9 protein-coding genes are annotated in these 12,790 nt (G+C 72.3%); 3 read left to right on the top strand and 6 right to left on the bottom strand.

The features are described 5' to 3' along the window. Positions 1–30: 30 nt before the first annotated feature. Positions 31–3,291, bottom strand: coding sequence for a bifunctional cytochrome P450/NADPH--P450 reductase (locus tag ACFRQN_RS18145; protein ID WP_380741169.1), 3,261 nt, complete (start codon positions 3,289–3,291; stop codon positions 31–33). Between the two features lie 162 nt (positions 3,292–3,453). Here ACFRQN_RS18145 and ACFRQN_RS18140 point away from each other — a divergent pair, with 162 nt between their 5' ends. Beyond that, positions 3,454–4,125, top strand: coding sequence for a helix-turn-helix transcriptional regulator (locus tag ACFRQN_RS18140; protein ID WP_380741168.1), 672 nt, complete (start codon positions 3,454–3,456; stop codon positions 4,123–4,125). A 20-nt stretch (positions 4,126–4,145) separates the two neighbouring features. Here ACFRQN_RS18140 and ACFRQN_RS18135 read toward each other — a convergent pair whose 3' ends face one another. Further along, complete coding sequence (locus ACFRQN_RS18135) at positions 4,146–4,958, bottom strand: SAM-dependent methyltransferase (RefSeq protein ID WP_049651750.1); 813 nt, start codon at positions 4,956–4,958, stop codon at positions 4,146–4,148. Positions 4,959–5,040: 82 nt separating this feature from the next. Here ACFRQN_RS18135 and ACFRQN_RS18130 point away from each other — a divergent pair, with 82 nt between their 5' ends. Next, a complete protein-coding gene (locus ACFRQN_RS18130; RefSeq protein WP_380741167.1) occupies positions 5,041–5,454 on the top strand; it encodes a MarR family winged helix-turn-helix transcriptional regulator in 414 nt (137 codons plus the stop codon). A gap of 261 nt (positions 5,455–5,715) precedes the next feature. After that, entirely contained in the window at positions 5,716–6,459 is a 744-nt protein-coding gene (locus tag ACFRQN_RS18125; RefSeq protein WP_380741166.1) for a hypothetical protein, read from the top strand. A gap of 23 nt (positions 6,460–6,482) precedes the next feature. Here the strand turns inward: ACFRQN_RS18125 and ACFRQN_RS18120 are convergent, their stop codons facing one another. The 4 genes from ACFRQN_RS18120 to ACFRQN_RS18105 all read right to left on the bottom strand — a co-directional run bounded on the left by ACFRQN_RS18120 (position 6,483) and on the right by ACFRQN_RS18105 (position 12,574). Beyond that, entirely contained in the window at positions 6,483–7,826 is a 1,344-nt protein-coding gene (locus ACFRQN_RS18120; protein ID WP_380741165.1) for an aldehyde dehydrogenase family protein, read from the bottom strand. An 11-nt stretch (positions 7,827–7,837) separates the two neighbouring features. Next, on the bottom strand, positions 7,838–9,235 hold the full coding sequence (locus ACFRQN_RS18115; RefSeq protein ID WP_380741164.1) for a carotenoid oxygenase family protein: 1,398 nt from the start codon (positions 9,233–9,235) through the stop codon (positions 7,838–7,840). 148 nt (positions 9,236–9,383) lie between these two features. Further along, positions 9,384–10,424 carry a ferritin-like domain-containing protein gene (locus ACFRQN_RS18110; protein ID WP_380741163.1) on the bottom strand — a complete coding sequence of 347 codons (1,041 nt, stop codon included), beginning with the start codon at positions 10,422–10,424 and terminating at the stop codon, positions 9,384–9,386. Continuing rightward, positions 10,421–12,574: a hypothetical protein gene (locus ACFRQN_RS18105; RefSeq protein WP_380741162.1), complete on the bottom strand. Its 2,154-nt coding sequence runs from the start codon at positions 12,572–12,574 to the stop codon at positions 10,421–10,423. Before ACFRQN_RS18105 ends, ACFRQN_RS18110 begins: the two co-directional genes overlap by 4 nt. Positions 12,575–12,790 lie beyond the last annotated feature (216 nt).

Below are 12,790 nucleotides of genomic sequence, written 5' to 3'. Positions count from 1 at the left end.
GCCCACGGCCGTGTCAGGAGGGGTGAGCCGTCAGCCGGCGTACACGTCCTCGACGTACCGCCCGGCCTCGATCAGCCCCTGCAGCCAGGCCTGCGCCCGCTGCTCGTCCGCGCCCGGGACGCGCTCCCGGTACAGCGTCCGGAAGGCCTCCCGGACGCCCGGCGCCATCCGGGCGCCGTCGCCGCACACGTACACCTCGGCACCGGCTTCGAGCAGCTCCCAGACCTCGGCCGCCTCGGCGGCGATCCGGTCCTGCACGTAGCGCCGCCCGTCCCGCGGCCGCCCGCTGAAGGCGGGCCGCAGCGAGACCGCGCCGGCCTGCTCGGCCGCCTCCAACTCACCGCGGTGCAGGTAGTCCGCGTCCGGGTCGTCGCAGCCGAAGTACAGCAGCGCCGGGGCGAGCCCGGCCCCCTCGGCGAGCAGCGCCCGGCGGTCGGCGACGGCGCCCCGGAAGGGCGCCAGGCCGGTGCCGGCCGCGATCATGACCACCGGGGTGCGGTGGCCGATCCGGAACGCCTCCCGGCAGGGCTGGACCCGGGCCAGCACGGTGTCGCCGACGGCCACCCGGTCGAGGTAGCCGGAGCCGGTGCCCCGGAAGGTGCCCCGGCCCGAGCGGGCCGGCCCGCTGAGCACCGAGACCATCAGCTCCGCCCGACCCGGGTCGCCGGCGGGCGAGGAGGAGATCGAGTAGTGCCGCGGCCGGATCGGCGGCAGCAGCTCCAGCAGCACCGGCCAACCGAGCCGCCCCTGGAGGGCCGGGTGGTCCTCGACCAGGTCCAGCAGGGTGCGCGGGTCGTCCTCGGGCAGCGCCCGCAGCGCGGCCTGCTCGGGCGGGCAGGGGTTGAGCGAGGCCAGGGCGGCGCGCTGCTCGGCGCTCGGCCGGTCCTGCAACTCGACGTGGCGGGTGAGCAGTTCGCGCACCGTCAGCGGGCGGTCGACGGCCAGTCCGGTGCGCCGGTGCGCCACGATGCCCAGCACCGTGTCGAGGTCGGCGCCGAACAGCTTGGCGGCGCGCTCGACCAGCGCCGGGTCGTTGGCCGGGAGCACGGTGAGGTGGTCGGCGGTCCGGTAGCCGGTGCCCTCCGGCAGGGCCAGCCGGACCAGCCGCTTGACCCGGTGGTACGCGGGGTCGGTCAGGCTGCCGACGGCGGTGACGGTCAGCTCCGCCATGCCGTGCCGGGCGGCCAGCGCGGCCAGCGGGCCGCCGGTCACCTCGGTCACCGAGTAGGCGGCCGCCGGCCGCGCCTCGGCGGGGGCGTCGGCGTCCCCGTAGCGCGCCAGCAGGGTCTCGCGCAGCTCGGCGGTGAACTGCCGTACGGTGCCGGCCAGGTCGCCGGAGGCGTCGGCCTCGGCGCGGGCCAGCAGCCGGGTGCCGCCGAGCGCGGCGAGCCGGTCGTCGATCAGCCCCGGGACGCGCTGGTAGGTCGCGGCGTAGGTGCGGTCGCCGATGCCGAGCACCGCGTACTCGACGCCCTCGGCCGTCCCGCGCTCCTGCCCCTCCCCGCTCTCCTGGAGGCGCCGGACGAACCGGGCCGCGTCGTCGGTCGGCTGCCCGTTGTACGAGGCGGCGGTGATCACCACCGGCCGGTCGGTGGGCAGCCCGTCCGCGTACGCGTCCAGCGGGGCGGTCTCCGTCTCGCAGCCGAGGTCCGCGGCGGCCTCCGCGAGCTGTCGGCTGAACTCCCGGCAGGCGCCGTAGTTGGAGCCGTGCAGGAGCAGCAGCCCGGTCCCCTGGCGGACCCGCCCGGCCGTCCCGGGCCGCTCGGCGGTGCCGGTGGCAGCAGCGGTGGAGCCGGAGGCGGTCGCGGCCCGGCCGGGCGTGCGCCGGGCGAGACCGAGGGTGAAGTCGTCGGGCTTGATGGTGAGCGTCTGCTTGATGGTCAGCCGGTAGTCGGCGTGGTCGATCAGCCGGTAGCGGTGGACCAGCATGCCGAGCAGCATGACGGCCTCGTGCAGCGCGAACTGCCGTCCGATGCAGGCGCGTTCGCCGGTGCCGAAGGGCTTGAAGGCGTGCGGGGAGCGGGCCTCCTCGCACTCGGGGTCGAACCGGGACGGGTCGAACAGCTCCGGGTTGTCGCCCCACGACGGGTCCCGGTGCAGCATCGGCGTGGAGACGAAGACGGTCTCCCCGGCGCGCAGCGGGATGCGGCCGCCGAGCAGGGTGTCCTCGCGGGCCTCCCGGCTGAACGCGGGCGCCGTCGGCCACAGCCGCAGCGCCTCGTTGAGCACCTGACGGGTGTGGCGCAGCCGTCCGACGTCCTCGTAGGAGGGCTCCGGGTCGGCCTGGTCGCCCCAGAGCCCGTCCACCTCGCGCTGCACCTGGCGCAGCACCGTCGGGTGCTTGACCAGGTAGTACATCGCGAAGGAGAGCGCGCCCGAGGTGGTCTCGTGGCCGGCGATCAGGAAGGTGATCACCTGGTTGCGGATGTTCTCGGCGTCCAGCCGGGTCCCGTCCGAGGGGCGGACCGCGCCGAGCATCAGGCCCAGCAGGTCCTCGGCCGGAGCCTGCTCGCCCTCCCCAACAGCTCCCTCCCCGGCGGTTCCCTCCGCGGAGCGGGCGGCGATCACCTCGTCCACCACGGCGGCCAGGTAGTCGGCGTCGGCCCGGAAGGCGGTGTCCCGCTCGCGGTGGTCGGCCTCCGGGTCGCGGGTGAGCCTGTTCATCGCCCAGCCCAGGCAGCGCACCATCGCCTCGACGAAGGGGTGCGGCTCGTCCCGCTCGAAGGAGCCGAAGTCGAAGCCGAAGCCGGCCAGTCCGATGGTGTCCAGGGTCATCCGGGTCATGTCGCCGGGCACGTCCACCGGCAGTCCGGCGGCCTCCCGGCGGTCCCAGGAGTCGACCAGCCGGCGGGCCACCCGCAGCATCACCGGGTGGTAGGTGCGCATCGAGCCGAGCGCGAAGGCCGGCATCAGGATGTCGTGCGCCCGGGCCCAGTTGGGCTCGTCGTTGTAGGCGGTGAACAGGCCGTCGCCGGTGAACTGGCGGACGTTCTCCAGGCCCGGGCCGATCGACTTGGTGAACCGGGTCTCGTCGGCGAGCTCCTCGACCAGCTCCAGCCCGCTGACGATCAGGCTGTCCCGGCCGTGCAGCCGCTGGACGAAGGCCGGGCCGTGCTCTCTGGCCAGTTCCATGGTGCGCAGCATCGGGGCGGCGATCGGCGGCGCCGACGAGATGTCCACCAGGGGGACGGCCCGACCGCTCCCGGCCCCGTCCGCCCGCTCGCCGCCGGCCGTCCACCCGTCCTCGGCCGTCCACTGGCCCTCGGTCGTGCTCTCCACGGTCTCGGTCATCGCTGTGGCCCCTCCCACGGCAGGAAAACTTCGGTCTTCCACCACTGTGCGCCCACCGGGCGGAAGGTCAGACCCCGATCACTACATGATTGTGTAGTACCAGGGGCTCCGACGGGCTTGCCCACGAACCGTCAGCCCTGGCCCCGGAGAGGAGAACCACCGATGCGATCGACCGAGGACTGCGCCCCCCTGCCGGGCGGCCGCCTGGACCCGGCGGTGATCTGGCGCAACCGGGCGCTGCGGCTGATGGACCACGTGCCGATGCCCATCGCGGTGTGCGAGTTCGGCGGGCAGATCCTGATCGTCAACCGCGCGATGGCAGCCGAATTCGGCTGCTTGCCGGGCCAGTTGCGCCACCGTAGGATTCTGGAGTTCTTCACCCTGCGGGACACCGGCACCCTGGAGGCGCTCACCGAGGCCGTCCGGCTGCACCGCCGCTCGCAGTACCCGGCCCGGGTCTCCTGGACGCCCGCCGGCGGCACCGAGCGGCACGGCGAGATGACCGTCGACCTGGTCAGCGACACCCCGGAGCAGACCCCGAACCTCCTGCTGTCGCTACAGGCGGCGGAGCCCGCGGCCGAGGCCCCGCCGTCCGGCCCCCGGGCCGAGGCCAGCCCGATCGAGGCCCGCATCCTCGCCGCCGCGGCCCGGGGCGACACCACCGCGCAGATCGCCCGGGCGCTCGGCATCACCCCGGACGGCGTCAACTACCACCTGGCCCGGCTCTCCCGCCGCTGGCGCGTCCCCAACCGCACCGCCCTGGTCGCCCGCGCCTACACCACCGGCGTCCTGGCCCCGGACACCTGGCCGCCCCAGCCCGCCGACCAGGAGTGACAGCCCGTCAGGCCTCGGCGTCAGTCCGCGGTACGCCGCTCCGCCTCGATGAACGCCCTCGTGGTCGACGGGTCCGGGAGCGGGCGCCCGTACGTCTCCGCGAGCCGGGTCAGGGCGGTGGTCTCCACCGTCCAGCCGTGCCCGGCCAGCCAGTCGCCGGTGCCCGGGCCGAGCCCGCCGCGCCACAGCCCGGTGAGGTGGGTGAGCGCCGGGTCCTGCGGTGTGCGGCTCACGTCCCCGCCCTGCTCCAGTAGGAGGCGGCTGCCCGGGGCCGCCAGCCCGGCCACCGCCGTGAGCAGCCCGGCCGCCTCGTCCGGGGCGAGGTAGACCAGCAGGCCCTCGGCGAGCCAGACCGAGCGCCGGGCCGGGTCGAAGCCGGCGGCGACCAGCCGCTCGGGCCACCGCGGGTCGACCAGGTCGACGGGCAGGGCGGTGCGCCGGGCCTTCGGCACGGCGCCGAGGCCGTCCAGGACCTGCTGCTTGAAGTCCAGCACCGGGCCGAGGTCGAGCTCGAACACCCGGGTACCGGACGGCCAGTCCAGCCGGTAGGCACGGGTGTCCAGGCCCGCCGCCAGCACCACCACCTGGTCGGCGCCGGCGGCCGGCAGCCGGTCGTCGTAGAAACGGGTGCGCAGGATGCCGTGGGCAACGAGGGCCTTGGCGAGGCTGCTGACCGGGCCGGAGAGGGCGGGTTCGAGGCCGGCGGCGTCCACGAAGGCGAGGGCGTACGGGTCGACGAAGAGCGGGTCGGGTCGGGAGCTCTCGTAGGCCCGCACCCGGGCGACGGACAGGGCGGTGCGGGAGACCGGGCTGAGCGGTTCGGAGGTCGTCATGCTCGGCAATCTACATCGGCGCCGATGCATCAGTGAAGATGTATTGGTGGAGATATATCGGTGAAGATGTATTCTTGCGGGCATGGACGGCGTGCAACTCCTCAGACTCGGCAAGCGGCTGACGGAACTCGGCCGCGCGATGATCACCGACCCGGCCGCCGAGCAGCTCAGCGCCGGGGAGATCGCCGTGGTCTCCGACGTGTACCGCCACCCCGCCACCTCCGTCCAGGAGATCCGGGTCCGCACCGGCTTCGCCCAGAGCCACGTCTCGGTCTCCGTCGCCCGGCTGCGCGAACGCGGCCTGCTCGACGCCGCCGCCGACCCGGCCGACGGGCGCCGCACCCTGCTGACCGTCTCCGAGTCGGCCCGGCACGCCATCCGCGCCCACGTCGCCCGGCCCGCCGAGCCCGTCATCGCCAAGGCCGTCCCGGACCCGGAGAAGGCACGCAGGGTCACCGAACTGCTGGACGAACTCGCCGGCCTGCTGCTGCCCTGACCCACCGCCGGGCACGCCACCAGCCCCACGCCCCGGCCGAGTTCCACAAGTCGGTCACAAGCTCGCCAGGCCACTCCCCCGCCACCGCCGGCCCCTGCCATCATCCCGACTGAACCCGGGAGGCGCCCGGGCGAGGCCGAGGGAGTGCGATGGACGCGCGGATCAGGGTCGCCGGCGGCGACGGGCTGCGGGAGACGGCGGAGCTCCGGGACTGGCTGCACCGGGAGCGCGAGCTGGCGGGGCCGGCGCTGAGCGACGACGATGAGTGAGCCGCCGACCGACCGCGTTCCGACTCCGCCGACCGACCAGGCGGCCACCCCGCCACCCCGCCGCCCCCGGCACCACAGCCGGCGGTCCGTCACCCCGGCCGCCCGGATCGTGGCCCAGGCCCTGCTGGTCGTCATCGGCCTGTCCACCGTCGCCCTCGGCTTCTCCTGGTTCGTCGACACCTACGACGAGGCGCTCGCCTACCGCGGCGCCCCGGTCTGCGGCGCCCCCGCCACCGCACCCGGCGCGAACTGCACCAAGCAGGAGACCGGCCGGGTGACGGCCAAGAAGACCGACTCGAACGGAGACTCCACCACCTACGGCCTGACCGTCTCCCGCGAGACGGTGCCCACCGCCACCTACAGCGTCACCGAGGGCCTCTACGACAGCCTGGAGAACGGCGTCAACGTGGACCTGACCCTCTGGCGGGGCCGCGTGGTCGAGCTCTCCCACCAGGGCCACCGCTCCACCGTCCAGAGCACCCCCTGGCTCACCACCCTCAAGCTCGCCCTCCTGGTCGGCACGGGAACCGTCCTCGCCGTCTACGGCCTCCTCCTGCGCCGCCTCGTCAGCTGGGCGCTCCCGCTCGCCGTCCTCCCCTTCCTGGTCCTCTTCACCGTCCTCGGCAGCATCATCCTCATCACCGCCCAGTGGCCCTTCGCCCTCACCCTCGCCCTCCCCCTCATCGGCTGGCTGGTCCTCACCGCCATCACCGCCACGATGTCCTGGGACTACTAGCTCGGGGATCCGGACCCGGCCACTCAGGCCAGCGGCGCGTCCAGGCAGGCCCGGCGGTGGCTGAAGGTGTCGAGGGACCAGCGGCCGTGGTAGCGGCCGGAGCCGCTCTCCCCCACCCCGCCGAAGGGGAGTTCCGGGATGCCCAGGTGGGCCACCGGGAGGCCGAAGTTGAGGGCGCCGGAGGCGGTCTCCTCGGCCAGGCGGCGGCGTGCGTGCCCGTCCCCGGTGAAGGCGTAGAGGGCGAGGGGGTGGTCCCGGTCGTTGATGAAGGCGATGGCCTCGTCGAGGCCGGCGACCTCGACGACGGGCAGGACGGGGCCGAAGACCTCCTCCCGCATGACCGGGGCGTCCGGCTCCACCTCGGCCAGCAGGGTGGGCGCGATGTAGCGGTCCGCGCGGTCGTGCTGCCCGCCGAAAACCGTACGGCCCGAGTCGAGGAGGGCGACGACCCGGTCGAAGTGCCGCTCGTCGACGATGCGCCCGTACGCCGGTGACCGCGCCGGGTCGGGGCCGTACAGCTCGGTGACGGCGCGCGCCAGGGCGCCTTCCAGCGCGCGGGCCGTGGCCGGGTCGGTCAGCAGGTAGTCGGGGGCCACGCAGGTCTGCCCGGCGTTGGCGAACTTGGCGCGGGCCAGCCGGGCGGCGACCGCCCCGGGGTCGACGCCGCGGTCCACGAACACCGGTGACTTGCCGCCCAGTTCGAGGGTGACCGGGGTCAGGTGCTCGGCGGCGGCCCGCAGCACCGTCCGGCCGAAGCGGGCGTTGCCGGTGTAGAGGATGTGGTCGAGGCGCTCGGCGAGCAGGGCGGTGGTCGTCTCCCCGCCGCCCTCCACCACGGCGATCGCCGCCGGGTCGACGTACCGGGGCAGCAGCCGCGCCAGCAGGGCCGAGCAGGCCGGGGCCAGTTCGCTCGGCTTGGCGAGCACCGTGTTGCCGGCGGCGATCGCGCCCGCCACCGGCACCAGCAGCAGCTGCACCGGGTAGTTCCAGGGCGCGATCACCAGGACGGTCCCGAGCGGGGCGTGGCCGGTGTGGGCGCTGGTCCCCGGCGGCATCCGGGTGAGCGCGGCGGCGGGCACCGGCTCGGGGCGCAGCCACTGCTCCAGGTTCTGCAGGGTGTGGTCGATCTCCCGTACGGTGAAGTCGACTTCGGCGATGTCGGTCTCGGCGCGCGGCTTGCGCAGGTCGGCGTGGAGGGCCTCGGCGATCTCCTCGCGGTGGCCGGTCAGCAGGGCGCGCAGCCCGGCCAGCTGCTCGGTGCGCCAGGCGAGCGGCCGGGTGCGGCCGGTGCGGAAGGCCGCGCGCAGCCGGGCGACGGTCTCGGCCGGGGCGGATACGGAGGCCGCGGTCACGGAGGGCGCGGTCACAGCCGGAGTGTTCACTGGGAGTCCTCTCGGACGGGGTCGGGGATCCAGCTGCCGTGGAAGCCGGCCGGCACCCGCACCGGCAGGTGGACGGTGGCGAGCGGGGCGCCGGTGAAGTCCTCGGCGGAGAGGACGACCAGGTCGCTCGCGCCCCGCTCGGGGTCGTGGACGTAGGTCAGCAGGTAGCCGTCGTCCTCGCCGCGGGCGCCCTCCCTCGGCACGAAGGAGACCTCACCGGTGTACCGGCCCGCGCCGAACTGCCGTACGGTGCTGGACTGCCGGCGCAGGTCGTGCTTGATCAGCGCGTCCCCGGCGGCCTCCGGGGGCAGCGCGTCCAGGTCGTCGGCCGTCGCGGCGAGGTGGCGCAGCAGGGGGGTGGCCACGGTGGAGTAGCCGTAGCGGTGGGCGCCGCCGACCACCGCCGGGTTGACCGCCGGGAACTCCTGCGGCCGGTCGTCCAGCCGGGTCTCGGTGACCGTGCCGGAGACGGTGTCGACCGTCCAGCGGTCCAGGGAGGGGCTGCTCTGCCCGTCCACCGCGCCGCCCGCGAACATCCTCGGGTAGCGGACCACGTCGACGACGACCCGGTCGCCGTCCTCGTGGGCGTTGAGGGTGTGGAAGACGAAGCAGGGCTCGACCTCGAACCAGCGGACCTCGGTGCCGTTGCGGGGCAGCAGCCCGACCCGCGCGCCGCGGGTCTCGTCCCAGACCGCCGGATACGTCTTGCGTGCCAGGTTGTCGGGCATGCTGACGCGCCCCGCGAGGTCGAGGACGACGGCGAAGTTCCGGGTCAGCGCCATGTCGTGCACCACCGGCCGGTGCGGGACCGGGATGTCCACGGCGCGCACGACGACGCCCTCCGGGGAGACCACCAGGTGGCGCAGCCGCTCGCTGTCGTCCCGCTGCCAGGTGATCGCGTGCAGCTCGCCGGTGACCGGGTCGAGCTTGGGGTGGGCGGCGAACCCGTCAGGCAGCGTGCCGCAGAAGTCGCCGGCCCCCATCGTCTCGATCTCGTAGGAGAGTTCGTACGGGCGGAAGCCGCCCTCGACCAGCGCGAGCGTGCGGTCGGCGTGCCCGATCACGTGGGTGTTGGGCGCGACGTCGGCGATCCGCGGCACGGCGCCGGGGCGCGGCCGCTCCCCCAGCGCCTCGGCCACGGCGGCGCTGCGCACCAGCCGGTTGCGGTACCACCGGGCCCGCCCGTCGAGCAGCCGCACCCCGTGCACCATGGCGTACCCGGCGAACAGGTGCCGCGGCCGCGGGTCCTCCGGCCGCATCCCGTTGGGCCCGTTGCGCAGGTACCGGCCGTTGAGCTCGGCCGGGATCGTCCCCGTGACCGGCAGGTCGAAGGCCGTGACTTCCTCCTCCACCGGGGCGTAGCCACCGGTGAACGGGTTGGTGACGGTGGACACCGCAGACTCCCTCAGGCCGCTTCCGACTACCACTGCGCACGCGGGGCGGCGCACCCGGCTCAACGAGCCACCCACCCGGCGGGTGACGGCCCGCCGGGCATCGGCGGGAGGGAGCCTTGAGGAGCCGGGGGTCCGCCGCACCGCCGGCTCACTGGTCGGGCAGCTCGAAGGTCGGGGCCGAGTAGTAGTCCATGCCCTTCAGCTTGCAGACCAGCACCTCGTCGGCGCGGGCGAGAAGCTGGCGCATCCGTCCGACGGCCACGTCGACCAGGGCCGGGCGTCCTCGGAACCCGGAGTCCAGGTCTGTGATCATCTTCTGGTAGAGCTCCGTGAAGCCGAGGGCGGCCTTGAGGGCGTCCGGACTCTCCTCGTAGTTCGCCAGCTTGGGGTTCACGAGTGAGTTCACGACCTCGTCCCCTTTCGGGACGTGGAAGCCGTCGCCGGTGGGGTCGAGCGGTTTGTCGTCCTGCCGGTAGAACCTTCCGACGCTCAGCTCGTGGAACGTGAAGTAGTGCGACAGGTCACGGTTGGAGTCCAGGATTCCGCCGCCGTCCCCTTCGCCCTCCCAGATGACGTCCTGCATGAGCGTCAGCGCGTCGTCCAGGCCTTCCACGGTGATGCAGTCCTGCCCGAAGTAGGCGTACTGGCGGTCGAGGCGCCCGGCCGGGAACACGACCTTCTCCCCGTACAGGTGGACGCAGTCCTTCAGGTGCTGCATGAGGTCCCGGTAGAACTGCCCGATCGTCTCACCCGGGTCGGGGAGGATCGGGGTGTGCCGCCGCGGGTCGAACTCGGCGGTGACCGGCAGTGCGGCCCTGAGCCCCTCCGGCAGGGTCCCTTCGTCGACGGGCCCCGGGGACTCGATGCACATGCCCATGGCCAGGAAGGAGTCCCCGAAGGGCTGGAGTTGGATCTCCATGGGGCCGGGGGCACTGAAGAAGCGCGGATAGGGGAGGGAGGCGACGGCCTTGATGTCGGGGTCGGCCCCGGTGGCGATCAGGACGTTCGCGGCGATCGACAGGTGCCGCATCTCGACGGTCACCAGCTCCCGGATGAGTTTGGCCGCGGTGCTCCGACGGTCCTTGATCGACCACCAGCCCGTCAGGTAGGCGGGGATGGTGGAGAACTCGACCAGGCAGGCGCTCTGCAGCATCTCCCGCAGTTTCTTGATGTCGTCCTCGAAGGTCATGAGGTGACCTCCTTCGGCTTTCCGGTCCTGAGCAGGGTGCGGTACATCTCCAGAACCTTGCGCTTGCCGCTGGACAGGTCCCTGGTGACGGGCATGTAGAGCGAGGAGTTCGCCATGGAGACCGAGGACAGTTCCAGGATCTGGTCGATGTTCCGTTCGACGGCCGTCCTGTCCCCCAGGTCGAGCGCGGCGTAGTACTTCATGACCGGGAAGATCATGTCGTACACGTAGAGCACATGCTTGTAGACGTAGTCCCAGGCGGCGGCCGGGTCGTCGTGGTGCTCGTCGCAGTACTTCCGGAAGTCCGCGGGGAGCAGGTCGTCGAAGGGCAGCATCCGCACGCAGCAGTAGAACGCCGAGACGAAGGACCACGGCGCTCCGGTGTACCCCACCCTTTCCGGCGGAACGGCCGGGCTCTCGTCGAGGTAGTAGGGGAAGAAGGCGATGACCGGGAGGTTGGGGGCTTCGAGACCGCTCACCGCGGTGAACTCGATCTCCGCGCGGCCGTTCGCCACCGGCCCGACCTTGGTGATGGTGAGGACTTCCTCCTTCTTCTCCGGTTTCTTCCAGGAGGAGCCGTTCTGCATGGGTGGCGGCGGGTCCGGCAGGTACTGCTGGACGACCAGCCCGACCTTTCTGATGGGGATCGCACCCCGCTCCCGGACCTCGACCACCACCACCCGGCCCTTGTCGCTCTGGTCGACGTAGATCGAGCGCAATTCGGTCTGGGCCGTGAGCACCTTCTCCGTCAGCATCGTGACCTGCTCGGCATTCGGCTTGCACCGGATGCCCAGGACCCCGTCGGCCAGGTCCGCGTCGGTCACCTTGCCGTCGACCGGCACGTCGATGATGCCGGAGGTCAGCTCGTAGCCGCTCCTGTCGTAGACATCGGGCTTGATCTCCGCCACGGTCTCGATGGTGGCGGCGCCGGCGACGACGAGCTCCAGAGTTCCGAAGGACGTCTCCTTGTCACCGCTGGCGTCCTTCTCCGGGATCGTGGCCCCCAGGTCGAGGCTGACGTAGCGGGTGCCCCCGGCATTCCGGTGGACCTCCGCCACCGCCGGCCCGAACCAGGCGTCCACCGGATTCTTCTCCGAATCGAGGACCTTCACCGAGTTCGCCGGCGCCAGGAAACGCCCGCCGGGTACCGAAGCCGGCTCGTTCTCGTGCCACAGGCCGATCGTGCCGACCACCCGGGAGACACAGGTATTCCGACGCGGCGGATTCCCCGCCTTGAGGTCCTGTTCCCACAGCTTGAGCAGCTGCTCGAACCTTTCCTTCTGGTTCGCACACTTGGCAAAGTCGGGCCCGTTGAAATAGCGGGTCAGATAGACGGAGTACCGCATCATGATTCCGCGGGCCTTCTGGGCATCCATCTCCTTCTTGAGCGTGTTCAGCAGCAGTGAATCGCCCGAGGTGAACTGGAGATTGTCCCGGCTCACGCACGCCTGGACGACGGTGGCACCGACCCCGTCACGGTAGACGTCCCCTTTCAGATTCAGGTTGCGGCTGAAATTCTGCCAGCGCGCCGGCAGTTGGAGGACTTTGTCGATGTCGCCGTAGAAGAATCCCTCGGGGCTGGTTCTGCTGCCGATCTGGATTCGCCTGGCGAAGAAGCACGGACTCCAGACCGAATCCGGATTGTTGTCCGCCATGCTCGCGCTGGTATGGAACGCCGCCCGGGGGAACTGCCCGTCGCCGGCCTGCTCCTCCGGGGTGAGGTCGGCGATCGGGAACGAGTCCCCGGCCAGGTTGACGACGGCGCCGAGCAGCGGGTCGCCCGAGAGCGACGGATCCGCTCCGTACGCGGTCTGCCCCCCGGTCACGGTGGTGAAGACGCCCTTGCCGTCCGGCGCGTCGCGGGGCTGCACGTGGAACCACCAGTCGTTGCCGCCGTAGGCGCTCCACCCCGAAGGCGGCTCCCACACGTCGCCCCCGTCCGACCCCTTGCCCTTCTGCATGCTGAACGCCCACTTCGGAAAGGCCTCCCGGAAATTTCCCGGAGTGATGCCCTTGTCCTTGAGGTATTCCCAGTTCAGCTCCGCCTTACTGAAGTCGTACGTCGGGAACAGGCCGTTGTTGTTCATGGTCGCCGGATTGAAGGTCATCTGACCCCGAAAGAAAACCCGGGGAACGGAAAGGACGCTCACAGCACCTCCTAGGGGTTGGCGGGAAGCCGCCAGCGATGTACCACCGCACCTTGATCCCTAGCCCGCCTCGACCCGGACAGCCGAGGGTGTTCACTCGGCGTCAGTCACCCCGCGATCGCATGATTCCGGCCCAGGCCGATTCGGGTGATTCCTGCCGCACCGATGTGAGTGGAACGGCCGCCGTCGGCATAGATGGATCGTTGACGACGTGACAAC

It is taken from the genome of Kitasatospora sp. NPDC056800 (assembly GCF_042789775.1).
In the GTDB taxonomy this organism is placed as follows: Bacteria; Actinomycetota; Actinomycetes; order Streptomycetales; family Streptomycetaceae; genus Kitasatospora.
This window is presented reverse-complemented; position numbering and strand designations above follow the sequence as displayed.

Excerpts from the sequence above, each read along its gene's own strand:
- ACFRQN_RS18135 (WP_049651750.1), bottom strand. The coding sequence starts at position 4,958 with ATGACGACCTCCGAACCGCTCAGCCCGGTCTCCCGCACCGCCCTGTCC.
- ACFRQN_RS18145 (WP_380741169.1), bottom strand. The coding sequence starts at position 3,291 with ATGACCGAGACCGTGGAGAGCACGACCGAGGGCCAGTGGACGGCCGAG.
- ACFRQN_RS18140 (WP_380741168.1), top strand. The coding sequence starts at position 3,454 with ATGCGATCGACCGAGGACTGCGCCCCCCTGCCGGGCGGCCGCCTGGAC.
- ACFRQN_RS18110 (WP_380741163.1), bottom strand. The coding sequence starts at position 10,424 with ATGACCTTCGAGGACGACATCAAGAAACTGCGGGAGATGCTGCAGAGC.
- ACFRQN_RS18125 (WP_380741166.1), top strand. The coding sequence starts at position 5,716 with ATGAGTGAGCCGCCGACCGACCGCGTTCCGACTCCGCCGACCGACCAG.
- ACFRQN_RS18130 (WP_380741167.1), top strand. The coding sequence starts at position 5,041 with ATGGACGGCGTGCAACTCCTCAGACTCGGCAAGCGGCTGACGGAACTC.